Origin of the sequence: Marichromatium sp. AB31, assembly GCF_003718685.1 — a bacterium.
GTDB lineage: Bacteria > Pseudomonadota > Gammaproteobacteria > Chromatiales > Chromatiaceae > Marichromatium > Marichromatium gracile.
The window spans coordinates 149,154-173,086 of sequence record NZ_RHFI01000005.1; the positions used below are offsets into that span (position 1 = coordinate 149,154).

Below are 23,933 nucleotides of genomic sequence, written 5' to 3' on the forward strand. Positions count from 1 at the left end.
TCAACGGATCTTCAGGCTCGCCAGTCCGATCAGCACCAGCACCACGGTGACGATCCAGAAGCGCACGATCACCCGCGGCTCGGGCCAGCCCTGCAGCTCGAAGTGATGGTGCAGCGGCGCCATGCGGAAGATGCGCTTGCCGGTGAGCTTGAACGACATCACCTGGAGCATCACCGAGATGGTCTCGACCACGAACACCCCGCCCATCACGAACAGCACCAGCTCCTGACGCACCGCCACCGCCACGGTGCCGAGCGCGGCGCCGAGCGCGAGCGCGCCGACATCCCCCATGAACACCTGGGCCGGATAGGCGTTGAACCAGAGGAAACCGAGCCCGGCGCCGACCAGCGCGGCGCAGAAGATCACCAGCTCGCCGACGTCGGCGACATAGGGGATCAGCAGATAGTCGGCGATCTCGGCATGACCACTGGCGTAGACGAAGAGACCCAGCGCCCCGGCCACCAGCACCGTCGGCATGATCGCCAGCCCGTCGAGCCCGTCGGTGAGGTTGACCGCGTTGCTCGAGCCGACGATGACGAAATAGGTCAGCAGGATGAACCAGGGACCGAGCTGGATCGAGACGTTCTTGAGATAGGGGATCAGCAACGCAGTCTCGGCCGGGGTGGCGGCGCTGACATAGAGGGCGACGGCGGCGATGAAGCCGAACACCGTCTGCCACAGATACTTCCAGCGCGCCGGCAGCCCGCGCGGGTCGCGCTGCACCAGCTTCTTGTAGTCGTCGACCAGGCCGATGGCGCCGAAGGCCAGGGTGGTGAGCAGCACGATCCAGACGTAGTGGTTGCCGAGATCGGCCCACAGCAGGGTGCTGATGGCCACCGCCACCAGGATCAGCGCGCCGCCCATGGTCGGGGTGCCGGACTTCGACAGATGGCTCTGCGGGCCGTCGTCGCGCACCGTCTGGCCGATCTTGTAGGCGCGCAGCCGACGGATCATCGGCCGCCCCACCAGCAAGGCGATCGCCAGCGCGGTCAACACCCCGAGGATGGCGCGCAGGGTGAGATAGCGGAATACGCTGAACCCGCTATCGAGCCCGGCGAGCCAGTCAGTCAGATACAGCAGCAAACTCGTCTCCTCCAGCGGCGCAGAGCGCCTCTACGATGCATTCCATTCGCGCGGTGCGCGAACCCTTGATCAAGACCCGGTCATCCTCCCCCAACTCGGCGCGCAACGCGGCGATCAGCGCCGCCTGATCGGCGAAGTGCTCGCCCCCGGCGCCGAAGCCGTCGACCGCCGCGGCGCTCAGCGGGCCCACCGCGGCGAGGCGCTCGATGCCGGCGGCGCGCGCCTGCTCGCCGATCTCGCGGTGCAGCGACTCGGCCTCGGGACCGAGCTCGCCGAGATCCCCGAGCACCAGCCAGCGCCGTCCGGCAAAGGCCCTCAGCACCGCGATCGCCGCGGCAATCGAGTCGGGGTTGGCGTTGTAGGTGTCGTCGATCAGATGCAACCGCCCCGCCCCGCACAGCCGCGGGCAGAGTCGGCCGGGGACCGGGCGCAGCGCGGCCAGCCCGTCGCGGATCGCCTCGCCCTCGACCCCGAGGGCGAGCGCCACGGCGATCGCCGCCAGGGCATTGCGCACGTTGTGCTCGCCGGCGAGCGGCAGCGCGAGTGCATGCCTCTCGCCACCGTAGTGCGCGACGAAGCGGGTGCGGAATCCCCGCGCGTCCCATTCGGCGGTGATCTCGGGACGCTCGGCGCGAAGCGCCGGGCGCACCGTCGCCGCGGTACGCGGTCCGTCGTCGATGGCGAAGGTCGAGACCCGCTGGGCAAACGCCAGCTCACGCCACAACCCGGTGTAGGGCGAGTCCTCGGGCACCACCAGGATGCCGTGCGGGAGCAGCCCGCGGGCGATCTCGCCCTTGGCGCGGGCGACCCCCTCGAGCGAGCCGAAACCCTCGAGATGGGCGCGACCGGCATTGGTGATCAGCGCCACGTCGGGGCGAGCGAGATCGGTCATGTAACCGATCTCGCCGGGGTGATTGGCGCCCATCTCGAGCACCAGGAAATCCTCGTCGCGCGCCCCGAGCAGGGTCAGCGGCATGCCGATGTCGTTGTTGAGGTTGCCGCGGGTGGCGTGCACCCGCCCGGCCTGGCCGAGGATCGCCGCGACCATCTCCTTGGCGGTGGTCTTGCCGTTGCTGCCGGTGATCGCCACCACCCGGGCGCGCAACCGCGCCCGCCAGGCATGCGCCAGCCGGCCCAGCCCGAGGCGGGTGTCGTCGACCACCCACTGCGGCAGATCGACCGCCACCGGATGATCGACCAGCGCCGCCACCGCGCCGGCACGACGCGCCGCCTCGACGTGTTCATGACCGTCGAAGCGCGGCCCGCGCAGGGCCACGAACAGCTGGCCGCTGCAGTCGACCCGGCTATCGGTCCCAACCCCGTCGAAACGGCAGTCAGCGCCCTGGAGTCGGCCCCCGGCCTTGGCCACGGCCTCGCCTAGCGTCCACATCAGTGATGTCCCTCCCGCCACTCGCGCAACGCCTCGACGGCCTGTGCGCGATCGCTGAATCGTCTCTTCAAGTCACCCATGTCCTGATAGGTCTCGTGTCCCTTGCCCGCGACCAGCACCGCGTCGCCGCGACCGGCGAGCGCGATCGCCAGCCGGATCGCCAACCCTCGCTGGTGCTCGACGCGCACCCGCTCGCGCTCGCCAACGCCCTCGAGGATGTCGGCGACGATGGCCTCGGGCGACTCGGTGCGCGGATTGTCATCGGTGAGGATCAGGCCGTCGCTGAGACTCTCGGCGATCGACCCCATCAGCGGGCGCTTGCCGCGATCGCGATCGCCGCCGCAACCAAACACCGTGATCAGCCGACCACTGATGTGTTCGCGGACGTTGACCAACGCCTTCTCGAGCGCGTCCGGGGTATGGGCGTAGTCGACCACCACCAGCGGCGCATCCCCGCCGCCGAAGCACTCCATCCGCCCCGGCACCCCGCGGATGCGCGCCAGCTCGCGCACCGCGCGCTCCAGCGGCAGCCCGCGCGAGCACATCACCGCCAGCACCGCAAGGAGGTTGGCGGCGTTGAAGCGACCGATCAGCCCGACCTCGAGCTCGGCGCGCTCGGTGCGTCGGGTGGTGCGCGACTCGACATGCAGATAGAGGCTGTGCGGACGCGGCTCGATGGCCAGGGCGCGCAGCCGCAGCGCACAGCGCGACGGGGTCGGACCCTCGGGGTCGGTGCCGTAACCGGCGACCTGGACCTGCGGGGCCAGGGTCTCGAGCAGACGTGCGCTGAACGGATCGTCGAGATTGAGCACCGCCCACTGCAGCCCCGGGCTGAGGAAGAGCCGGCGCTTGGCCTCGCCATAGGCGGTCATGTCGCCGTGATAGTCGAGATGGTCGCGACTGAGGTTGGTGAAGACGGCATGGCTGAAACGCGCGGCGCTGGTGCGCCCCTGAGCGAGCGCGTGCGAGGAGACCTCCATCGCCACCGCACGCGCGCCCTGGGCGCGCAGCGACTCGAGCAGCGCCTGCAGCGAGATCGCATCCGGGGTGGTGTGGGTCGGCGAGCGCAGCGCCCCCGGGAAGCCGTTGCCGAGGGTGCCGATCACCGCACAGTCGAGCTCCGGAGCGAGCGCCTGGGCGAGGAAGTGGCTGACGCTGGTCTTGCCGTTGGTGCCGGTGACGCCGAACAGTTCGAGACGCTCGCTGGGCGCACCGTAGAAACGCGCGGCCAGCGCGCTGGCGCGCGCCGCGAGCCCCTCGACCGGGATCACCGGCAAGCCGAGACAGGCGCCGAGATCGAGGATGGCATCGACCGGCCAGTCGGCCGAGACCTCGGCGAGGATCGCCGTCGCACCACGATGCTTGGCCTCCTGGGCGAAGGCCAGCCCGTGCAGGCTGCCACCCTGGCAGGCGAGGAAGAGCCCGCCCTGCGACAGCAACCGGCTGTCGAGGGCGATCGAGCACACCGGGCGATCGGCGGCATCACCGGCCTCGGCAAACCCGTCGATGAGATCACCCAGGCGCCAGGCGCAGGCCGTCGAGGAGAGCGCGATCACAGCCCCAGCCCTCCTCGTCCACTCAGCAACATCGATGGAGGCGGATTATCCGGCGGCACGTTGAACAGCCGCAGCGCACCCTCCATCACCTTCTGGAACACCGGGGCGGCGACGACCCCACCGTAGTAGGACTTGCCGCCCGGTTCATCGATCATCACCACCATCACCAGTCTTGGTCGGTCCACCGGGGCGAAACCGGCGAACACCGCCTGATAGCGCCGACCCGCATAGCCGTTGGGACCGGCCTTCTTCGCCGTCCCGGTCTTGCCCGCCACGCGATAGCCGGCGATCGCCGCGCGCCGGGCGGTCCCCTTCTCGGACACCACCTGTTCCATCATCGCGCGCACCATGCGCGCGGTCTCGGCACTGAGCACCCGGGTCCCCGGCACCGCCGCTCCGGGCTCGCGTCTGAGCAGGGTGACCGGGCGCTTGATGCCGTCGGCGGCGAGTGCGGCATAGGCCTGGGCCAGCTGCAGCGTGGTCACCGACAGGCCGTAGCCGAAGGCGAGCGTGGCGTGCTCGAAGACCCGCCAGTCGGAGTAGTGGCGCAGGTTGCCGGGGCTCTCGCCGGGGAAACCGACCCCAGTGACACGACCGAAGCCGAGATGGTCGTAGAGGTTCCAGAGGTCGGCGTACTCCATCATCTGCGCGATCTTGACCACGCCGACGTTGCTCGACTTGGCGATCACCCCGGTGACATCGAGCAGACCGTAGTCGTGGACGTCGCGCACCAGGTTGCGCCCGACCCGGAAGTAGCCCGGCTCGGTGTCGATCTCGGTGGTGGGGGTGATCAGCCCGCGCTCGAGCGCCGCAGCCACCACCAGCGGCTTGACCGTGGAGCCGGGCTCGATCACATCGGTGACACAGCGGTTGCGGCGGCGCTCGCTGCCACCGTCGCGCAACGCATTGGGGTTGTAGCCGGGCTGATTGACCATCGCCAGCACCTCACCGGTGTCGACGTCGAGCGCCACCAGGGTGCCGCCGACGGCCTTGTGCTCGCGCACCGCCGCCAGCAACTCGCGATAGGCGAGGAACTGCAGCCGCCGATCGAGACTCAGCACCAGATCGGTACCCTGACGCGGCGGGCGCAGCTGCTCGACCTCCTGGACGATGCGCTTGCGCCCGTCGCGGATCACCCGCCGCAGCCCCGGCTCGGACTGGAGCTGGGCGTCATAGGCGAACTCGATGCCCTCCTGGCCGCGGTCCTCGATGTCGGTGAAGCCGATGACGTGCCCGAACACCTCGGCGCCCGGATAGAAACGCCGGTACTCGGTCTCGAAGTCGACACCGCCGAGACGCTCGCGTGCGATCAGCTCGCGCACCGCACGCGCCTCGTCGAAGTCGACCCGACGCTTGAGATAGATGAAACCGCGATCGGATTTGGCCAGCACCCGCTCACGCAATGCCTGCGGATCAAGGTCTAGCGACGCCGCCAGCTCGGGGAGCACGTCGAGCCGCTCGACGAGCTTGCGCGGATCGGCCCACACCGTCTCGACCGGGGTGCTGACGGCCAGCGGCTCGCCGTTGCGGTCGCTGATCATGCCGCGGCGCGCGGCGATCTCGGCCACTCGCAGATAGCGCCGCTCGCCCTCGGTCTGGAGGAAATCGGTCTCGACCACCTGACGATAGAAGACCCCGGCGCCGAGCAGCACGAAGGCCCCCACCAGTGCCATCAGCAACAGCCGACGGCGCAACCCGATGTCGGGACGACGGGGCTTGACGGGTTCGAGCGGGCGGCGGGGGCGACGGCTAGGGTTGGCCATGGCCGGTCTCCTCGAGCAACAGCACGTCGCCGGGGCGCGGCGAGAACATGCCGAGCTGCTCGCGCACGATCCGCTCGATCCGCGAATGGGTGGAGAGCGCCGCCTCCTCGAGTCGCAGCCGGTTCCACTCGACGTCGATGGCGTCGCGCTGGGCGCGCAGGTCCTGGAGCTGGGCGAAGTGCACCCGGGTCAGATACTTGGTATGGACCACGGCGATGGCCGAGACCACCACCATGAGCCCCAGCACCGCGGCGACCCAGAACTCAGCTCGCGCCATCGGCTGGGCTCCGCTCGGCCACCCGCATGATGGCGCTGCGCGCGCGCGGGTTGGACCCGGACTCGATCGCCGAGGGACGCTGCGCCTTGCCGAGCAGGCGCAGCCGCCCCGGGGCCGGGGCGCCGGTCACCGGCACGCCCTTGGGCAACACCGCGCCGCGCGACTCGCGACGCATGAAGTGCTTGACGATGCGGTCCTCCAGCGAGTGGAAGCTGATCACCACCAGCCGCCCGCCGGGGGCGAGCAGCTCGCAGACCTGGTCGAGACAGCGCTCGATCTCGCCGAGCTCGTCGTTGACCTGGATGCGCAGCGCCTGAAAGGTGCGGGTGGCCGGGTGCTTGCCCGGCTCGCGCCGCCCCGGCTGGGCGCGATCGACCAGCGCGGCAAGCTCGGCGGTGGTGCGCAGCGGGGCCTCGGCGCGACGCTCGCAGATCGCACGCGCGATCCGCTTGGCGAAGCGTTCCTCGCCGAACTCGCGCAATACGCGCGCGATCTCCTGCTGTTCGGCACGCATCAGCCAGTCCGCGGCCGACTCGCCCCGGCTCGGGTCCATGCGCATGTCGAGCGGCCCGTCGGCGCTGAAGCTGAAGCCGCGCTCGGCGGTATCGAGCTGCGGCGAGGAGACGCCGAGATCGAGCAGGATGCCGTTGAGCGGTTCGCTCTCGCCGGCCTCGGCAAGCGCCGCACCGATCCCGCCAAAGGCGCTGTGGAGGATGCGAAAGCGTGGGTCGTCGAGCGCGCGCGCGGCGGCGATCGCCTCGGGATCGCGGTCGAGCCCGATCAGCCGACCCGTCGGAGCCAGGCGCGCGAGCACGGCGCGACTGTGCCCGCCACGCCCGAAGGTGGCGTCGACATAGCGCCCGCCCGGTTCGGTCACCAGCGCGTTGACCGCCTCCTCGAGCAGCACCGAGCGATGAATGGTCTGGGAGTCCACGGGGACAGGGCGTGCAAGGGGCATGTGAGGGCTCACAGGGTGAAGGACCCGAGTCCGGCCGCGGCGGCCAGCTCGTCGATCGCGGTGTCATTCAGTGCCGCAGCGGTACGCGCGTTCCAGGCGTGCTCGTCCCACAGCTCGAACTTGGCCCCCTGACCGACGAAGGCGACCCGTTTGTCGAGCGTGGCGAAATCACGCAAATGCTGGGGCAACAGGATTCGACCCTGAGCATCCATTTCCACGTCTTGTGCATTCCCGATATAGAGGCGCTGGATGGCGCGTGCCGTGGCATCGAAGGCGGGGAGTGCGGCGAGTTTGTGCTCGATCGTCTCCCACTCGGGCTCCGGATAGAGCAACAGACAGCGGTCACGATCGACCGTCACGACCAGATGGGAATCACAGGCAGCACGCAGCCGTTCACGGTACCGGGCCGGTACCGCGAGACGCCCCTTGGCATCGAGATTGACGAGACTGACCCCCCGAAACACCGAGCGCCCCCGCGGCGAACCGCCTGGTTCCTGCTCCCTGATTCCCCACTCCCCCCCACTTGGCTCCCATGTTAGAGAGGGGTCTGGGGCCAGTCAAGGAAACGGTGGAGTTTATTCTTGGACAGTCAGCAACTTACGCCGGCAAGCTCGACCAGCGCCGAAGACCCGGTGAAAGGTTTTGATATCAAAAGGCTGGAGAATAAACTTCAGATCACGCTTTACCTTTCGACCAGGTCGAGCGCGAGCACTGAATGGGGACGGAGACGTAGATCGATGGAAGGAAGGGAGTCGGCCGATAAGCCGGGTTCTGTCGTGGACAGTCATTCATCTGGGACGCGCGTCGCCGCACGCCTCTAGCGACCTACCCGGGAACACGCGCGGGCCGCGCGCTGCGGTCGAAGCCGCGAGTTCCCCTATTTGGTCTTGCTCCGGGTGGGGTTTACCCTGCCACTGATGTTGCCACCAGCGCGGTGCGCTCTTACCGCACCATTTCACCCTTACCTCCCGTCCGAGGACGGGATCGGCGGTATCTTTTCTGCGGCACTTTCCGTGGACTCTCGCCCCCCAGGCGTTACCTGGCACCCTGCCCTATGGAGCCCGGACTTTCCTCCCCCGTCACCAGGACGGAAGCGACTGTCTGGCCGACTCCCAAGCAAGCAGTATACCCGAGAACCATGCCTTAGGTCGCGCGGGATCGAGCGATCAGCCGCCAGCCCCCAGCTATCAGTCACCAGCCCCCAGTGGGCGCCTGCCCTCACCATCGGGGGCCGAAGACAATCCGCTGTTGGCTGTTGGCTGTTGGCTGTTGGCTGTTGGCTGTTGGCTGGCGGCTGGCGGCTGGCGGCTGAAAGCCGCCCCCTACCCCTTCCCGCCCAGCTCCAGTTCGACGCCGAGACGGTAGAGGGCGTTGGTCTTGGCGCCGGTGATCTGCGCGGCGAGTGCGGCGGCGCGGCGCAGCGGCAGGGCCTCGGCGAGGATGCGCAGTACCCGCTCCTGTTCGGCGCGATCCGGGGCGGCCTCGCCGCGCTGGCCCTCGACCAGGATCACCAGCTCGCCGAGACGCTGCTCGGCATCGTCCTCCAGACGCTCGGCCAAGGCCGCCGGGGTGGCCGAGAGGAAGGTCTCGAAGCGCTTGGTCAGCTCGCGCCCGACCACCGCCCGGCGCTCGCCGAGCACCGCGGCCAGGTCACGCAGCGTCGCCACCGCGCGCTTGCCGCTCTCGTAGAGGATCAGGGTGCCGGGCTCGGCGAGGAGCGACTCGAACAGCGCCACGCGCTGCGACTGACCACGCGGCGGGAAACCGAGGAAGAGGAAGCGATCGCTCGGCAGCCCGGCGGCCGAGAGCGCGCAGATCAGTGCGCTCGGTCCCGGCACCGGCACCACCGTGAAGTCGGCCGCGCGTGCCGCATTCACCAGCTCGTAGCCCGGATCGCTCACCAATGGGGTCCCAGCATCCGAGACCAGTGCGACATCGCGGCCCTCGCCGAGGGCCTCGAGCACCCGCGCGCAGCAGCCCTCGGCGTTGTGCTCGTGACAGGACACCAGGCGTGCCGAGATCCCCAGATGAGCGAGCAGCCGCCCGCTCTCCCGGGTATCCTCAGCGGCGATCAAATCGACCGCATTCAAGGTGTTACGCGCACGCTCCGAGATGTCGGCAAGATTGCCGATCGGCGTCGCCACCACGTATAGTACTCCGCGACCTCGTTCCATATCCCCCCACCTCCGCCGGCCACCGAGCGCAACGGAATCATGCAAAAGAACAAGAATCGCGCCCACCCCTCCCTGCTGTCCACCCCTGGCTTCCTGACCCTCCTGATCTTGCCACTGTTGCTCACCGCCTGTGCAGTCGATCCGATCTGGGAAGAGGGGCAGACGCTCTCCGAGGTCAGCGCCACCGAGCTCGGCCAGGCCAAGGCGCTGGCCGCCTCGGGGCGCTCGGCGCAGGCCGCCGAACGCTATCTGGCGCTGGCCGCCGAGTCCGAGCCGCCGGCCCGCGCCCAGCTGCGTCTCAAGGCCGCGCGCATCCTCCTCGCCGCCGGCGACACCGGCGCCGCGCGCAAGGCGCTCGCAGCCATCCGCCAGAGCGAGCTGAGCGCCGCCCAGCGCGAGCTGTTGCTGCTCACCGAGGCCGACCTGGAGCTGCTCGAGGGCCGACCGCGCGAGGCCGTCGCCCGGCTCGAACGGGTCCGTCACCGTGCCCTGCCCGAGGCGCTGCAGCTGCAGTACTACGGCATCCTGGCCTCGGCCGAGCGGCTGCTCGATCACCCGATCGCCGCGGCACGGGCGCTCGACATGATCGACACCCTGCTCGACCGACCGCAGGCACGGCTGGTCAACCAGGTCTCGCTGCTCTCGACCCTGTCACAAGCCGCCCCCGATCGGCTCGACACCCTCGCCCGCGAGGGCAAGGGCCGGATGCGCGGCTGGGTCGAGGTGCTGCGCCTGAGCGAGCGCTGGGGCAACGACGCCTCCGCGCTCGCCCGCGAGTACCGCGCCTGGCGCGCCGCGCACCCCAAGCACCCGGCACTGCCCGAGCTGGCCACCGCCTACGTCAGCCAGCTCGCCAGCGGCTATGCCAAGGACGACGTGCTGACCGTGCTGCTGCCGCGCGGCGGTCGCTTCGCCGGGGCGGCCACGGCGGTGCGCGACGGCATCGAGGCGGCGCGCGCGGCCGATGCCAGCGGACGCCGACCGGCGCTGCGCTTCGTCAACAGCACAGATCCCGGCGCGGTGCGCAGGCTCCATGCCCGCGCCGCCAAGGGCGGCGCCGACTATGTCATCGGCCCGCTGCAGAAGGCGAGCGTCGACGCGCTCTCGCGCGGCGGTCGGCTGAGCGTGCCGACCCTCGCGCTCAACGAGACCACCCATCGCGAGGGCCATGCCAGCGGCCTCTACCAGTTCTCGCTCTCGCCCGACGACGAGGCCGCCGAGGTCGCGCACAAGGCGCGCGGTGCCGGTCTCAGACGCGCCCTGGTGCTACGCCCCGAGGGACGCTGGGGCGAGCGTCTGGCGCGCGCCTTCAGCCATCAGTGGCAGGGACTCGGCGGCATCCTCGTCGCCGAGCGCACCGTCGACGCCAGCGACGCCGGCTATGCCCGACAGGTCACCGAGCTGACCCAAAACACCGCCGCCGATCTGGTGTTCCTGATCGCCACCCCGGATCTGGCGCGGCTGGTCAACCCGCTCATCACCAAGGCCAGCGCCGGACGGTTGCCGGTGATCGCCACCTCGCACGTCTACTCCGGCGGCTTCGAGCGGGTGCGCGACCGCGACCTGGTCGGGCTCTATTTCGTCGACATCCCCTGGATGCTCGGCGTCGGCGGCCAGGGACCGCTGTCGCGCTATCGGATGATGGCCGGGCTCGACAACACCCCGGACCCGCTCGCCAGGCTCTATGCCATGGGCATCGACGCCTACCGCCTGGCGCCGCGCATGGAGGACCTCGCCCGTCATCCCGGCAGCCTCTATCCCGGCCAGACCGGCGGGCTCTCGGTCGACGCCTCGGGACAGATCCGCCGTCGTCTCAGCCTCGCGCGCTTCACCGTCGACGGGCCGCGCCCGGTCGAGGTCGAGGCCCTGCGCGCGGCGCGCTGAGTCCCCGATGGCGCTGCTCCCGGGCAGACTCGGCGCGGCCAAGGAGCGGCTCGCCGAGCGCTATCTGCGCGCTCGCGGACTCACCACCGAGGCGCGCAACCATCGCTGCCGCTACGGTGAGATCGACCTGGTGATGCGCGACGGCGACACCCTGGTCTTCGTCGAGGTGCGCTATCGCCGCAGCGAGCGCTACGGCAGCCCGGCGGCGACCGTCGACGCGCGCAAGCAACGCCGTCTGGCGGCGGCGGCCGCGCACTACCTGCAGCGTCATCCGACCATGCTATGCTGCCGCTTCGATGTGGTCGCCATCAGCGGCCAGGACCAGATCCAGTGGGTGAAACATGCCTTCTCGCTCGACGCCTGAGCGCGCGCGCACGAGGCGCGCGGCAACCCTAGCGCTCGTTCTCGCCAGCAGCCTGCTCGGCGGCTGTGGTGCCCTGGTGGTCGGCGGCATCACCGTCGGCGCCGCCGCGCTCTACGACCGCCGGCCCTATTACGTGGTCATCGACGACCAGCAGATCGAGATGAACGCGATCAGCGCCATCCAGCAGGACCGGGAGCTGCAGGACCACGCCCGCATCTCGGTCACCAGCTACAACTACACGGTGCTGCTCACCGGTCAGGCCGAGCGCGCCGAACTCGCCCAGCGCGCGGCCGACAAGGTCCGTCGTCTGGCCAAGGTGCAGCGGGTGGTCGACGAGATCACCATCGGCCCGCGGGTGAGCCTGGCGCGCAAGTCCGAGGACGCCTACCTGACCTCGCGGGTCAAGCTGGCGCTGACCAAGGTCGACCTCAAGGACTTCGACGCCACCCGGGTAAAGGTGATCAGCGAGGACGGCGTAGTCTATCTGATGGGGCTGGTCAGCCCCGCCGAGGCCGATGCCGCGACCGAGAAGGCGCGCTATGTGCGCGGGGTCAAGCGCGTGGTGAAGCTCTTTGAATACCGTCCCACCGGCAACTGAACTGCCGCGCGCGCTGCGCGAACGGCTCGCCGCGATCGCCGGTCCCGGCAACCTGCTCACCGCCCCGGCCGACTGCTGGCCCTACGGCTACGACAACAGCCGCCGCCACGCCCTGCCCCAGGCGGTGGTGTTCGCCACCGACGAGGACCAGGTCGCCGCACTCGCCCGGCTCTGTCACGACACCGGCACGGTGCTGACCGCGCGCGGGCGCGGCACCGGCACCTCCGGGGCCACGGTACCCGATGATGGCGGCGTGGTGCTGTCGTTCGAGCGCATGGACCAGATCCTGCGCATCGACCCCGACAACCGCCTCGCGGTGGTCCAGCCCGGGGTGACCAACGGCGCGCTGCAGCAGGCGCTCGCCGCGTCCGGCTTCTTCTGGCCGCCGGACCCCTCCAGCGCCGCCACCTGCACCATCGGCGGCAACCTCGCCTACAACTCCGCCGGACCGCGCGCGGTCAAGTACGGCACCCCGCGCGACAACACCCTGGGACTGCGCGCCGTCGACGGTCGCGGTCGGGTGCTGCGCACCGGGGTCAAGACCACCAAGGGCGTGGTCGGCTACGACCTCACCCGGCTGCTGATCGGCTCCGAGGGCACCCTGGGGCTGATCACCGAGGCGACGCTGCGTCTCACCCCGCTGCCCGAGACCAAGCGCACCCTGCGCGTCACCTACGGCGACATCCACGGCGCCGCGGCGGCGGTCTCGGCGATCATGGCGCAGCCGATCACGCCCTGCGCGCTGGAGTTCATGGACGCGCGCGCCCTGGAGATGGTCAGCCGCTACGCCGGACTCGAACTGCCGGCGGGCGCCGGCGCGCTGCTGATGATCGAGGTCGACGGCCCCGAGGCCGGGATCGAGGCCGCGCTCGCGGCGGTGGCCGAGGCCGCGCGCGCGGGCGGGCCGATCGAGCTGCGCCGGGCCAACAGCGCCGCCGAGGTCGCCGCGCTGTGGAAGACGCGCAAGGCGCTGTCGCCGGCGCTGCGTCATGTCGCGCCGAAGAAGATCAACGAGGACGTGGTGGTGCCGGTCTCGCGCATGGGCGCGTTCATCGACGGGCTCGACCGGCTCGGGCGCGAGCACGCCATCACCATCGTCAACTTCGGCCACGCCGGCAACGGCAACATCCACGTCAACCTGCTGATCGATCCCGACGACCCCGACGAGGTCGCCCGCGCCGCAACCTGTCTGGACGCGGTCTTCGCGCTGGTCATCGGGCTCGACGGCACCCTCTCGGGCGAGCACGGGGTGGGGCTGGAGAAGCGCGATTTCGTCGACCGCGAGCTCGACCCGGTGGCGCTCGCGCTGATGCGCGAGATCAAGCAGGTCTTCGACCCCGCCGGCATCCTCAACCCCGACAAGGGGCTGCCGCCCGTCGACTGAGCGAGACCGCTCAGACCTCCTCGATCGGTGCGGTCGCAACACGGTCGATGTCGCCCTCGCCGTCCGCGTCTGCGGCCGCCGCGCCGCCGCTCTCGTTCAAGACCCGCAACAGCACCTCGCGCTCGACGGCATCGAGACGCGTCTCCAGGGTCTCGAGATCGGCCGCGGCGCGCGCCTTGCGACAGACCGCACCGTGCAGCTCGATCAACAGTGCCTCGGCCAGCGGCGAACCACAGGCTGCGGCCTGACTCAGCCACAGCACCCCGCCGGCGTCATCGCGCTCGCCGCAGCGCCCGACCAACAGATCCCGCGCCAGCCAGCACATCGCATCGGCATATCCGGCACGCGCCGAGCGGGCGAACCAGTCGCGCGCGCTCCCCAGACGCTCGAGTTCGAGCAGCCGCAGCGCCAGGTCGCACTGCGCCTCGGCATCGCCGCGATCGGCGGCCAGCACCAGCGCCTGGGCCTCGGCATCGAGCGAACGCTCGATCAGGGCCAACACCTCGGCCAGGGGCACCGAGGTCCGCTTGCCCCGCCCCTCACGAATCGCACTCAAGCGTCCATCCTGGATATAGCGCCACAGGGTGCGCTTGGTCAGTCCAGTCACGGCGCTCGCGGTATCCAGACACACCGACGCCACCAATTCCTCCAATCCTTCATCGAAACCAAGGGTCCATCAGTCTAAATCGTCATCACGAAACAACGCGAATGATTCCACGCGTCACAACCCATCACCGAGACAGCGACCGGCTGTCACACCTCGGCGCTGTGACAACCCAGGGCGCAGCGGTCACCATGAGCGCCAGACGACACCACCCACACCGCCAATCACTCAATAGAATGGACACCATGAACCCAGACGGGTCGCCCATTCACCAATGACCTTATAATCACAGCACCACAACTCACGAAGCAGCCTGCGCCGCAATTAATCGCCATGAGTCATCGAGTCCATCCGGATTCATCGATCATCGACGAAGGGCATTGATGAGATAAACGAGGACGAGGGCCATCCAGCGACATGGATTGCCAGCACCGCCGCTCAGGGAACCGCGTGCCAGGCCATCACAGACGCGCTGCCTCGGTCCACATCACGCATCCACGCCGACAGGGCCGTCGGGCATGCCCCCGACAAGGAAGGCGATGGACAAGGCCACAAGCGGTCGTCACGGCCATCACCCAGGACAGCGGCGGCGCTGTCACACCCCAGCATCGTGTACGCCCACCCGCATCCACGCCCTGTCGTACCCGAGCACCGGGACAGCGGCGGGCGACGGACGACGCATCAAGGGGTTAGCAGTGGCTGTGCAATTGGCCCGAGACTTGTAATGCATGGTGCAGGAGCACGACCGCCGCGGCGGCCGCGCCCCGACATCGCTCTCAACCCATGCAACGGAGAACATGGATGAAACCTCAGCAGTCCGGCTTCACCCTCATCGAGCTGATGATCGTCGTGGCGATCATTGGCGTCCTCGCCTCGATCTCGATCCCGGCCTATCAGAACTATGTCGCCAAGTCACAGGTCGCAGCGGGCCTGGCGGAGATCACGCCCGGGAAGACCGAGATGGAGATGATCATTAACGAGGGACGCACATTTGCAGACGTCACTAGTATTGGTCTAAAGGAAACGACAACCTCGTGCGCAAATAAAGCAACGCTTACAGCGGAAACAGGTGTAGCCAGCATTACTTGCACACTAAAAGGCACGCCCAAGATCAGCGATGCTGAGATCGCATGGAAAAGGTCTGCAGATGGGGAATGGACCTGCGAATATACTAATACCCAAGATACCGACAACAAGTTCAAGCCCAGAGGCTGTAGTGCAGCAGGCGCAAGCAGCGGGAACGAAGGGAACGAAGGGAACGAAGGGAACGACTAAGGCACAGCCCTAACCATCACCGCCTTTGACAAAACGTCCCCAGCGCGCAGCGCTGCTGCTGTAGCATGATGAAATCGCGCGCTGGGGCACGTTGCTCTCCTTCAGGGAAAAGAGACCGCCAAAAACCGCTGGAGCGGTCTCAGCTCCCGTCCCTCTCCGTCTCCCCGACATGCACCGCCAACCACACACAGACCGGCTCGGTCGAGGTGGACTCGACCCGGTGCGGGGAGTGGGCGGGGATCAGCCGATAATCACCGGCGCGCAGCCGCACCCGCTCGCCGTCGATCCACAGCACGGCCTCGCCCTGGAGCAGGCAAACCCACTCGTCATGCGGCTGATCGTAGTCGACCGGCTCCGGGGTGGCGCTGCTGACGATACGCTCGATACGCGCGCCGGGACGGGCGAACAGGGTCTCGAAACGCTCGCCCTCGGCAGGAACCCGCAGGTCCTCGAGCAGGTTGCCCGCGCCGCTCATCCGCCGAGCACCATGGTCGCCAGCGCGCGCTGAATGGCGGCGACGTTCTCGCCGCCGCGGATCTCGCGCACCAGCGGCGTGGGGTCGCTGCCGATCCACAGCTTGAACTCGGCGTCGAGGTCGAAGTGGCCGGCGGTCTCGACCGCGAAGCGGGTGATCGAACGATAGGGGATCGACTGATACTCGACCTTGCGCCCGGTCAGTCCCTGCTTGTCGATCAGGATCAACCGCGCGTCGGTGAAGACGAACTGGTCGCGCACCAGCTGGAAGGCCAGCTCGACCCGCTCCCCGTCGGCGAGGATCGGCGCCAGCTCCTCGCCGACGGCCTCGGCATCGCGACTGGCGGCATTGCCGGTGATGGCACTCAACAGCCCCATGATCTGATCTCCCCCTTGGATGCGTGCTACCGACCCGGACGCACCAGTGCGCCGAGCCCCATGGATTCGAGTTCGTCGAGCAGCAGTCGGCGCACCGAGGCGCCGTCCTCGCACTGCAGCGTCATCTGCAGCACCTCGCGCGCGCGGGCGCGACTGATGCTGCGGATCACCCGCTTGACCCGCAACAGACTGCCCGCGCCCATGCTCAGGCTGTGCACGCCCATGCCGAGCAGCAGGAAGATCGCCAGCGGGTCGCCGGCCATCTCGCCACAGACGCTGACCTCGCGCCCGTGCACCCGCGCACCGGAGACGATCTGCATCAGCGCGCGCAGCACCGCCGGGTGGAATTCGTCATACAGCTCGGCCACGTGCGGGTTGTTGCGATCGACCGCGAGCAGGTACTGGGTGAGGTCGTTGGTGCCGACCGAAAGGAAGTCGACCCGACGCGCCAGCGAATCGATCAGATAGACCGCCGCCGGCACCTCGATCATCACCCCCACCGGCGGCATGTGCACCTGGTAGCCCTCCTCGCGCAGCTCGTCGTGGGCGCGATGGATGAGCTGCAGCGCATCCTCCAGCTCGGTGATGGTGCTGATCATCGGCAGCAGCAGCTGCAGGTTGTCGAGCCCCACGGCGGCGCGCAGGATGGCGCGCACCTGGGCGAGGAAGATCTCGGGGTGATCGAGGGTGATGCGTACCCCGCGCCAGCCGAGGAAGGGGTTGCTCTCCTGCATCGGGAAATAGGGCAGCGGCTTGTCGCCGCCGATGTCGAGGGTGCGGATGGTCACCGGGCGCGGCGCGAACAGCTCCAGCACCTGACGGTAGTTGGCCATCTGCGCCGCCTCGCCGGGGAAGCTGTCGCGCACCAGGAAGGGCAGCTCGGTGCGGTAGAGCCCGACCCCGGCCGACTCCTCGATGCCCAGCGGACGGCTCTCGGAGACCAGACCGGTGTTGAGATAGAGCGGCACCTGATAACCGTCGGTGGTCTCGGCCGGGAGGTGGCAGAGCGCCTTGAGTTCATTGGTGAGGGCGACGTCGTCCTCGGCCAGACGCAGGTATTCGGTGCGCACCGCCGGTGTCGGCGAGACATAGACGCGACCGCGATAGCCGTCGACGATCATCTCGCGCCCCTCGACCCGGCTCACCGGCAGGTCGGAGACCCCCATCGCCGCCGGGATGCCCATGCTGCGGGCGAGGATGCCGACGTGGGACGAGCCCGAACCCTTGGTCGAGACGATGCCGGCGAGGCGCTCGCGCGGCACCTCGGCGATCTGCAGCGCGCTGATCTCCTCGCCGACGAGGATGGTCTGCTCGGCATAACGCAAGGGGTCGACGGTGCGGTTCTGCAGGTGCATGAGGATACAGCGCCCGAGATCGCGGATGTCCGAGGCGCGCTCGCGCAGATAGGCGTCATCCATGGCGTCGAACACCCGGGTGTGCTCGGCGATGGTCTCGCGCAGCGCGCCCGGCGCCCAGTTGCCGGCGCGGATGCGCCCAATGGTGCCGTCGACCAGGGTGTCGCTCTCGAGCATCAGCCGCCAGGCATCGAACAGCGCCATATCCTCGGCGCCGAGATGACTGTGGGTGTGGCTGGCGAAGCGGTCGAGATCGGCCGCAACCTGATCGAGCGCCTCGCGGAAGTGGTCGATCTCACCCTCGACGCCCTCGGGGACGCGATCGGGCACGGCGTCGAGATCGGCCGGTGGATAGACCACCACCGCCTGCCCCAGCCCGACCCCCGGCGAGGCGGCCAGCCCGGGCAGGAAGCGCTGCGGGATGCCGTCGTCCTGCAACCGCGCCAGTTCGCCGCTGGTGCGGGCGAAGGTGATGGCGCCGGCGAGCTGCGAGGCCAGGGTGACGACGAAGGTGACCTCGGCGTCGTCGAAGTGACGCTTGTCGCGCTGGCGCAGCACCAGCACCCCGAGCACCTTGCGGTTCTGGATGATCGGGGCGCCGAGGAAGCCGTGATAGCTGGTCTCGCCGGTATCGGTGATGCACTGATAGCGCGGGTGGTTGAAGGCGTCGTCGAGGTTGATCGGCTCGGCGCGCTCGCTGACCAGACCGATCAGCCCGCGGCCCATCTCCAGGCGCACCCGACCGACCGCCGCGGCGCGCAGCCCGTCGCTGGCCTGGAGCACGTGGTGGCGTTTGTCGAAATCGTTGAGATAGACCGAGCAGACGTCGGCCCCGACGGCCAGCTTGACCCGCTGTACGATGATCCCCAGCGCCTGTTCGAGATCCCGGGCGTTGTTGACTTCCTGGACGATACGGCGCAGGGCTTCGAGCATAGAGGGAGCTGGACTCTAGAGAGATGGATGGATGAATCCTGGTCGGCAGACCCGTCGGCCGGGGTTGCAGAGACCTCCGGCCATGCCGCGGCCGACTCAGCGGCGCCGCTGACGCAGCAGCGCGCCGCCGGCCGACTGGCGCGGTCGCTGACGCAGCTCGCGGGTCGGCGCGCCCTCGGGGTAGAGCGCGGGGGCAAGCTCCTCGAGCGCCTGCAGATAGACGTGGCGCTTGAAGTAGACGACCTCGGTGAGCGGCTGCCAGTAACGGACCCAGCGCCAGGCGTCGAACTCGGGCTTGTCGGAGTGATCGAGGCGGAAGGCGCCCTCGTCGCAGTCGACGCGGAGCATGAACCACACCTGCTTCTGACCGATGCAGGTCGGGCCGCAATGACGGCGGATATAGCGCTTGGGGAGGTGATAGCGCAGCCAGCCGCGGGTGCTGCCGAGGATGGTGACCTGGTCGTGGTCGAGCCCGACCTCCTCCTGGAGTTCGCGGAACATCGCCTGCTCGGGGGTCTCGTCGGAGCGGATGCCGCCCTGCGGGAACTGCCAGGCGTTCTGTCCGATCCGCCGGCCCCAGAATAGACGGCGCTCCCGATTGCTCAGGATGATGCCTACGTTCGGTCTGAAGCCGTCGTGATCGATCACGTCACTCTGTCCCACTGGATCGCGCCTTCGCATTCTTCCATACCCCGTTGATAGCGGCAAGCGAAGACCCGAGTAAGCGTCTGCAAACCAAGGGCTTTCCCGTATACCGCGCACCGCCTCCCGGCACTGGCGCGGTGCGTGCTTGCAAGCATCCGGGGAATCCCGGACCATCGAGCGGCGGGCTCGCGCCCAAGGGGCGTCCCCTCTCCCGCAGCCCGCCCAACCCATCCACACCAACAGCCATCAGGATTCACCGCCCGATGCCACTAGCGATCTTCGATCTCGACAACACCCTGCTCGCCGGGGACTCCGATCACCTCTGGGGCGAGTACCTGGTCTCCCAGGGCATCGTCGACGGCGAGCATTACGCCCGTGAGAATACCCGTTTCTACCACGACTACCGCAACGGCACGCTCGACATCGACGCCTTCCTGCGCTTCACCCTGCGGCCACTGAGCGAGCTGCCGCGCGAACGCCTCGAGGCGCTGCGCGCCGACTTTCTCGACACCTGCATCGCCCCGATCATGCTCGAGCAGGCGCATGCGCTGATCGCGCGTCACCGCAACGCCGGCGACACCCCGATGATCATCACCGCCACCAACGCATTCATCACCGCGCCGATCGCCGCGCGCTTCGACATCCCGCACCTGCTCGCCACCCTGCCGGCCGAGCGCGACGGGCGCTATACCGGCGAGGTCGAGGGCACCCCGACCTTCCGCGAGGGCAAGGTCGAGCGACTCACCGCCTGGCTCGCCGAGCACGATCGCGACCTCGCCGGCAGCCACTTCTACAGCGACTCGCACAACGACCTGCCGCTGCTCGAGCAGGTCGAGCACCCGGTCGCGGTCGATCCCGACCCGCAACTGCGCGCCACCGCCGAGGCCCGCGGCTGGCCGGTGATCTCGCTGCGCGACTGACCCACCAAAGTCGTCCGGCGGTCTTCATGCTGGCGTCATCTCACCCACACCGCCCCGCAACAGTCGCGACCTACCATCACCCTCTCAGTCAATCAGGGAAACAGCAGAGGGTCTGCAATGGTCGCATCCGCGTCTGCGTCGGTCGTCAAGCGCACCGAACGTCTCTACGTCGAACTGGCCTCGTCCACACCAGAAGTCCGCGAGGCCCTGGCCCTGCGTCATCGGGTGTTCGCCGGCGAGATGGGAGCGACGCTCGACAGCCTCACCCCAGGGCTCGACGAGGATGCCTTCGATGCCTATTGCCAGCATCTGCTGGTCCGCGAGGGGCGCACCGGACGCATCATCGGCTGCACCCGACTGTTGCTCGACAACCAGGCGGCCCGGCTCGGACGCTTCTACTCCGAGGGCGAGTTCCGGCTCGACCCGGTGTTGGCGCTGCCCGGGCGCAAGCTCGAGATCGGGCGCACCTGCATCGACCCGGCCTATCGCCAGGGTCCGGCGATCGCGGTGTTGTGGTCGGGACTGGCCGGCTTCATCCATCTCCATGGGGTGGACTATCTGTTCGGCTGCGCCAGCGTGCCGCTCGGCGAGCACGATCTGCAGGCGGCGGCGATCATGAACCGGCTGCGCCGCCAGGCGCTGGCGCCGGAGACGCTGCGGGTCACCCCGCGCGCGCCGCTGCACACCGAACACGCCTCGGACGACAACCTCGACGCCCCGCTGCCGGCGCTGCTGCGCGCCTATGTCAGGCTCGGCGCCAAGGCATGCGGCGAACCCTGTCGCGACCCCGACTTCGGCGTCGCGGACGTACTGATGCTGCTCAATGTCGATGAACTCAACCCAAGCTACTCCAGACACTTCCTCGAACGCGCCGCGCAATCCTGAGCGGGCCGGCGTGCTGACGACCGGCTGGCGCCTGCTGCGCCTGATCGAGCACCTGATCACCGGAACCATGATCGGTCTTTGGATCCATCTACTCGATCGCCTCGGCCATCCACCGGCCTGGACCGCGCGCGCGGTGCGCTGGTGGAATCGGCGGCTGTGCCGGGTGCTCGGCCTCACCCTGGAGGTCAGCGGCCGGGTCGCACCGGGCGCGCTGGTGGTCGCCAATCACGTCTCCTGGCTCGACGTGCCGGTGCTCGGCGCCCAGGGCGAGATGGGCTTCCTGTCGAAGTCCGAGGTGCGGCGCTGGCCGCTGATCGGCTGGCTGGCGCGCCTCGCCGGCACCCATTTCATCGTCCGCGGCGCCCACCAGACCGAACAGGTGATGCAGGGCATCGCCGATGACCTGCGCGGCGGTCGCGCGGTGGTGATCTTCCCCGAGGGCACCACCAGCGACGGCCAGGGACTGCGCCGTTTCCACCCACGGCTGTTCGCGCTCGCCCAGATCCCCGGCACCCGGGTTCAGCCGGTGGCCATCCGCTACCAGCACGCCGACCACCCGGCCCCCGAGCGCGCCGCCGCCTACACCGACGACGACAACCTGGTCCTCAGCCTGCTGCGCATCGTGCGTCACCCGGCGCTGCAGGTCAGGATCGAGTGTCTGGCGCCACTGGCGCCGGCGCCGAGCGCAAGACGTCATGAACTGGCCGAGCAGACCCGCACGGCCATTGCCCGATCACTGGACCTGCAGCCCGAAGCCGCCTGAGCCATGAACACCACCGCCCCCCGACCCACCGTGTTGAGTGTCGCCATCGTCACCGAGACCTACCCCCCGGAGATCAACGGCGTGGCGCACACCATGCGTCACCTCGCCGAGGGGCTGACGGCGCGCGGTCACCGGGTCAGGGTGGTGCGTCCGCGCCAACGCGACGAGTCGGGCGCAACCCCGATCGAGATCGTGGTCCCCGGACTGCCGATCCCCGGCTATCGCGGACTGCGCTTCGGTCTGCCGGTCTACTGGCGGCTGCGCCGATTGTGGCGCCGCACCCGCCCGGACCTGGTCTATATCGCCACCCAGGGACCACTCGGACACGCCGCGCTCGCCGCGGCGCGCTCACTCGGGGTGGCGACGGTCACCGGCTTCCACACCCAGTTCCACCAATACAGCCAGCACTATGGGCTGGGCATGCTCACCCGCCCGATCGTCGCCACGCTGCGCCGCTTCCACAACCGCTCGCAGGCCACCCTGGTGCCCACCGAGGCGCTGCGCGAGACGCTCACCGTCTCCGGTTTCACCAATGTCCATGTGTTCGGGCGCGGGGTCGACATCGAGCGCTTCTCGCCGCGCTGGCGCGACCCGGCGCTGCGCCGCGCCTGGGGCTGCGAGACGGACGACCTGGCGGTGCTCTATGTCGGACGGATCGCCGCGGAGAAGAACCTCGAGCTGGCCTGCGCCGCCTTCGAGGCGATCCGCACCGAGCACCCGAGCGCGCGCTTCGTGCTCGTCGGCGACGGGCCGGAGCTGGCACCGCTGCGCCGCAGCGCCCCCGACTATGTCTGCACCGGGGCAAAGACCGGCCAGGCGCTCTCGGCGCACTATGCCTCGGGCGACCTGTTCCTGTTCCCCAGCGAGACCGAGACCTTCGGCAACGTGGTCACCGAGGCGATGGCCAGCGGCCTGGCGGTGATCGCCTACGACGATGCCGCCGCACACACATACATTGACCCCTGGCGAAACGGCGTTACAGTGCCGTTAGGCGAGCGCGACGACTACCTCCGGGCCGCCCGCGAGGCGGCGAGCGATCGCGCGCGACTGCGCCGGATCGGCGAGGCGGCCCGTCACGACGCCGAGGGCATGAGTTGGGAACGCGTCCTCGAAGGGCTCGAGGAGCGACTGATCGAAGTCATCCATCGACAGCGTCGCAGCGGAGACTTGTCATGCAGATGTGGCTACAACACCTGAACGACCTGGAGACGACGCTCTGCCGAGCCTGCAGCCGCCCGAGCCGGCGGCAGTGGATCCAGCGCAGCTTCGCCCTGATCAGCCGGCTCGGCGACGGTATCTTCTGGTACAGCCTGATCGCACTGCTGCCACTGACCCACGGCGCCTACGGGCTGCAGACCAGTCTGCACATGCTGCTCACCGGCGGGGTGGCACTGGCGCTCTACAAGTCGCTCAAGCGTTTCACTCGCCGCGAGCGTCCCTGCAACCATGCCAGCGACATCGTCGCACTGGTGCCGCCACTCGACCGCTACAGCTTCCCCTCGGGGCACACCCTGCACGCGGTGGTCTTCACCATGGTGGCGATCCACTACTTCCCCCAACTCGCCTGGATCCTGGTGCCCTTCACCCTGCTGGTGGCCGGCTCGCGGGTGATCCTCGGGCTGCACTACCCGAGCGACGTGCTGGTGGCCACCGGCATCGGCCTGCTGCTCGCCGACACCAGCCTGGCGCTGCTCGGCTAGCCCGCGCCTCACGCCCCCCAGAACGCAAAACAGGACGCCGGGCTTGCGCCCGGCGTCCTGTCGTTCGCCCCGCCAAGGGGGCGATCAGGCTTGACCCTGCTTACTTCGAGGCGGGCTGAGCCGGCTGCGCGGGCTGAGCCGGCATGGGAGCGCCATAGGGGGCACCGTAAGGTGCGCCGTAGGGCGCTGCGTAGGGGCCGCCGTAGTAGGGCGCGCCGTAACCGTAGTAGGGGTAGCCGCCGTAGTAGGGGTTGTCGTAGCCATAGCCGTAACCACGACCATAGCCGCGACCGCGACCATAACCGCGACCACCGCCGCTCATGTTCATGTTGAAGTCGCCCCAGCCGTCACCGAACATGTCGTTGAACATGTCGCCGAAGCCGGAACCATAGCCCGGGCCGTAACCACCGCCCGGCCCCCACCAGGCAGAAGCGGAAGCGGAGGCACCCAGGAGGGCAGCGACTGCAGCGGCGGTAGCAAGCTTTTTCATTGATCTCTCCGGTCGTTGGAATTCGATCTGATGGCAAACCCGGTCGCCGCAAGCGGCGACGACGGAATGGATTATAAGAT

The 23,933-nt window shown here is 68.9% G+C and carries 24 protein-coding genes and 1 other RNA gene; 10 read left to right on the forward strand and 15 right to left on the reverse strand.

From position 1 onward, the window contains the following. The 9 genes from mraY to rsmI all read right to left on the reverse strand — a co-directional run bounded on the left by mraY (position 1) and on the right by rsmI (position 9,201). Positions 1-1,083: a phospho-N-acetylmuramoyl-pentapeptide-transferase gene (gene mraY / locus EBL84_RS06185; protein WP_123140020.1), complete on the reverse strand. Its 1,083-nt coding sequence runs from the start codon at positions 1,081-1,083 to the stop codon at positions 1-3. Next, positions 1,064-2,473, reverse strand: a complete 1,410-nt coding sequence (gene murF, locus EBL84_RS06190) for a UDP-N-acetylmuramoyl-tripeptide--D-alanyl-D-alanine ligase (protein ID WP_123140021.1) — start codon at positions 2,471-2,473, stop codon at positions 1,064-1,066. Before murF ends, mraY begins: the two co-directional genes overlap by 20 nt. Beyond that, on the reverse strand, positions 2,473-4,029 hold the full coding sequence (locus EBL84_RS06195; RefSeq protein ID WP_190287898.1) for a UDP-N-acetylmuramoyl-L-alanyl-D-glutamate--2,6-diaminopimelate ligase: 1,557 nt from the start codon (positions 4,027-4,029) through the stop codon (positions 2,473-2,475). Before EBL84_RS06195 ends, murF begins: the two co-directional genes overlap by 1 nt. Beyond that, entirely contained in the window at positions 4,026-5,792 is a 1,767-nt protein-coding gene (locus tag EBL84_RS06200; RefSeq protein ID WP_123140022.1) for a penicillin-binding protein 2, read from the reverse strand. Before EBL84_RS06200 ends, EBL84_RS06195 begins: the two co-directional genes overlap by 4 nt. Next, positions 5,779-6,069: a cell division protein FtsL gene (gene ftsL, locus EBL84_RS06205; protein ID WP_123140023.1), complete on the reverse strand. Its 291-nt coding sequence runs from the start codon at positions 6,067-6,069 to the stop codon at positions 5,779-5,781. Before ftsL ends, EBL84_RS06200 begins: the two co-directional genes overlap by 14 nt. Beyond that, a complete protein-coding gene (gene rsmH, locus EBL84_RS06210; RefSeq protein WP_123140024.1) occupies positions 6,056-7,027 on the reverse strand; it encodes a 16S rRNA (cytosine(1402)-N(4))-methyltransferase RsmH in 972 nt (323 codons plus the stop codon). Before rsmH ends, ftsL begins: the two co-directional genes overlap by 14 nt. Before the next feature lie 8 nt (positions 7,028-7,035). Continuing rightward, positions 7,036-7,491 (reverse strand): division/cell wall cluster transcriptional repressor MraZ, encoded by a 456-nt coding sequence (gene mraZ / locus EBL84_RS06215; protein WP_062277283.1) that lies wholly within the window; start codon positions 7,489-7,491, stop codon positions 7,036-7,038. A gap of 280 nt (positions 7,492-7,771) precedes the next feature. After that, positions 7,772-8,140: RNase P RNA component class A (rnpB, locus tag EBL84_RS06220), an RNA gene on the reverse strand. Between the two features lie 209 nt (positions 8,141-8,349). Then, positions 8,350-9,201, reverse strand: coding sequence for a 16S rRNA (cytidine(1402)-2'-O)-methyltransferase (gene rsmI / locus EBL84_RS06225; protein ID WP_123140025.1), 852 nt, complete (start codon positions 9,199-9,201; stop codon positions 8,350-8,352). A 39-nt stretch (positions 9,202-9,240) separates the two neighbouring features. Here rsmI and EBL84_RS06230 point away from each other — a divergent pair, with 39 nt between their 5' ends. Genes EBL84_RS06230 through EBL84_RS06245 form a run of 4 tightly spaced genes read left to right on the forward strand, consistent with a single transcriptional unit; the run spans position 9,241 to position 13,431 of the window. Beyond that, positions 9,241-11,085, forward strand: coding sequence for a penicillin-binding protein activator (locus EBL84_RS06230; RefSeq protein WP_123140026.1), 1,845 nt, complete (start codon positions 9,241-9,243; stop codon positions 11,083-11,085). A gap of 7 nt (positions 11,086-11,092) precedes the next feature. Continuing rightward, entirely contained in the window at positions 11,093-11,449 is a 357-nt protein-coding gene (locus EBL84_RS06235; RefSeq protein ID WP_123140027.1) for a YraN family protein, read from the forward strand. Next, positions 11,427-12,047 carry a BON domain-containing protein gene (locus EBL84_RS06240; protein ID WP_123140028.1) on the forward strand — a complete coding sequence of 207 codons (621 nt, stop codon included), beginning with the start codon at positions 11,427-11,429 and terminating at the stop codon, positions 12,045-12,047. Before EBL84_RS06235 ends, EBL84_RS06240 begins: the two co-directional genes overlap by 23 nt. Further along, positions 12,022-13,431 carry an FAD-binding oxidoreductase gene (locus EBL84_RS06245; RefSeq protein ID WP_223806962.1) on the forward strand — a complete coding sequence of 470 codons (1,410 nt, stop codon included), beginning with the start codon at positions 12,022-12,024 and terminating at the stop codon, positions 13,429-13,431. Before EBL84_RS06240 ends, EBL84_RS06245 begins: the two co-directional genes overlap by 26 nt. Before the next feature lie 10 nt (positions 13,432-13,441). On the opposite strand, the gene EBL84_RS06250 is transcribed toward EBL84_RS06245, so the two are convergent. Beyond that, a complete protein-coding gene (locus EBL84_RS06250) occupies positions 13,442-14,038 on the reverse strand; it encodes a hypothetical protein (RefSeq protein WP_148040271.1) in 597 nt (198 codons plus the stop codon). Positions 14,039-14,836: 798 nt separating this feature from the next. Here EBL84_RS06250 and EBL84_RS06255 point away from each other — a divergent pair. Continuing rightward, positions 14,837-15,310 (forward strand): pilin, encoded by a 474-nt coding sequence (locus EBL84_RS06255; RefSeq protein WP_123140030.1) that lies wholly within the window; start codon positions 14,837-14,839, stop codon positions 15,308-15,310. A gap of 139 nt (positions 15,311-15,449) precedes the next feature. On the opposite strand, the gene EBL84_RS06260 is transcribed toward EBL84_RS06255, so the two are convergent. From EBL84_RS06260 to EBL84_RS06275, 4 genes are all read right to left on the reverse strand, one after another. After that, complete coding sequence (locus EBL84_RS06260; RefSeq protein ID WP_123140031.1) at positions 15,450-15,785, reverse strand: cupin domain-containing protein; 336 nt, start codon at positions 15,783-15,785, stop codon at positions 15,450-15,452. Beyond that, positions 15,782-16,162, reverse strand: a complete 381-nt coding sequence (locus EBL84_RS06265; RefSeq protein WP_123140032.1) for a PH domain-containing protein — start codon at positions 16,160-16,162, stop codon at positions 15,782-15,784. Before EBL84_RS06265 ends, EBL84_RS06260 begins: the two co-directional genes overlap by 4 nt. Positions 16,163-16,188: 26 nt before the next feature. Next, on the reverse strand, positions 16,189-18,450 hold the full coding sequence (gene ptsP / locus EBL84_RS06270; RefSeq protein ID WP_123140033.1) for a phosphoenolpyruvate--protein phosphotransferase: 2,262 nt from the start codon (positions 18,448-18,450) through the stop codon (positions 16,189-16,191). A 96-nt stretch (positions 18,451-18,546) separates the two neighbouring features. Then, positions 18,547-19,098: an RNA pyrophosphohydrolase gene (locus EBL84_RS06275; protein ID WP_123140034.1), complete on the reverse strand. Its 552-nt coding sequence runs from the start codon at positions 19,096-19,098 to the stop codon at positions 18,547-18,549. A 260-nt stretch (positions 19,099-19,358) separates the two neighbouring features. On the opposite strand from EBL84_RS06275, the gene EBL84_RS06280 reads away from it, so the two are divergent. The 5 genes from EBL84_RS06280 (at position 19,359) to EBL84_RS06300 (ending at position 23,363) form a co-directional block, all read left to right on the forward strand. After that, the gene (locus EBL84_RS06280; protein WP_123140035.1) at positions 19,359-20,015 is read left to right on the forward strand and encodes an HAD family phosphatase; all 657 of its coding nucleotides are present in this window, start codon (positions 19,359-19,361) and stop codon (positions 20,013-20,015) included. A 117-nt stretch (positions 20,016-20,132) separates the two neighbouring features. Further along, positions 20,133-20,900, forward strand: coding sequence for a GNAT family N-acetyltransferase (locus tag EBL84_RS06285; RefSeq protein ID WP_123140036.1), 768 nt, complete (start codon positions 20,133-20,135; stop codon positions 20,898-20,900). Positions 20,901-20,910: 10 nt separating this feature from the next. Further along, on the forward strand, positions 20,911-21,663 hold the full coding sequence (locus tag EBL84_RS06290; protein WP_223806016.1) for a 1-acyl-sn-glycerol-3-phosphate acyltransferase: 753 nt from the start codon (positions 20,911-20,913) through the stop codon (positions 21,661-21,663). A gap of 3 nt (positions 21,664-21,666) precedes the next feature. Beyond that, on the forward strand, positions 21,667-22,860 hold the full coding sequence (locus EBL84_RS06295; RefSeq protein WP_123140038.1) for a glycosyltransferase family 1 protein: 1,194 nt from the start codon (positions 21,667-21,669) through the stop codon (positions 22,858-22,860). Beyond that, on the forward strand, positions 22,836-23,363 hold the full coding sequence (locus EBL84_RS06300; RefSeq protein WP_123140039.1) for a phosphatase PAP2 family protein: 528 nt from the start codon (positions 22,836-22,838) through the stop codon (positions 23,361-23,363). The genes EBL84_RS06295 and EBL84_RS06300 overlap by 25 nt, the downstream gene beginning before the upstream one ends. A 100-nt stretch (positions 23,364-23,463) precedes the next feature. Here the strand turns inward: EBL84_RS06300 and EBL84_RS06305 are convergent, their stop codons facing one another. Beyond that, positions 23,464-23,853: a sulfur globule family protein gene (locus tag EBL84_RS06305; RefSeq protein WP_062277246.1), complete on the reverse strand. Its 390-nt coding sequence runs from the start codon at positions 23,851-23,853 to the stop codon at positions 23,464-23,466. Between the last annotated feature and the right edge of the window lie 80 nt (positions 23,854-23,933).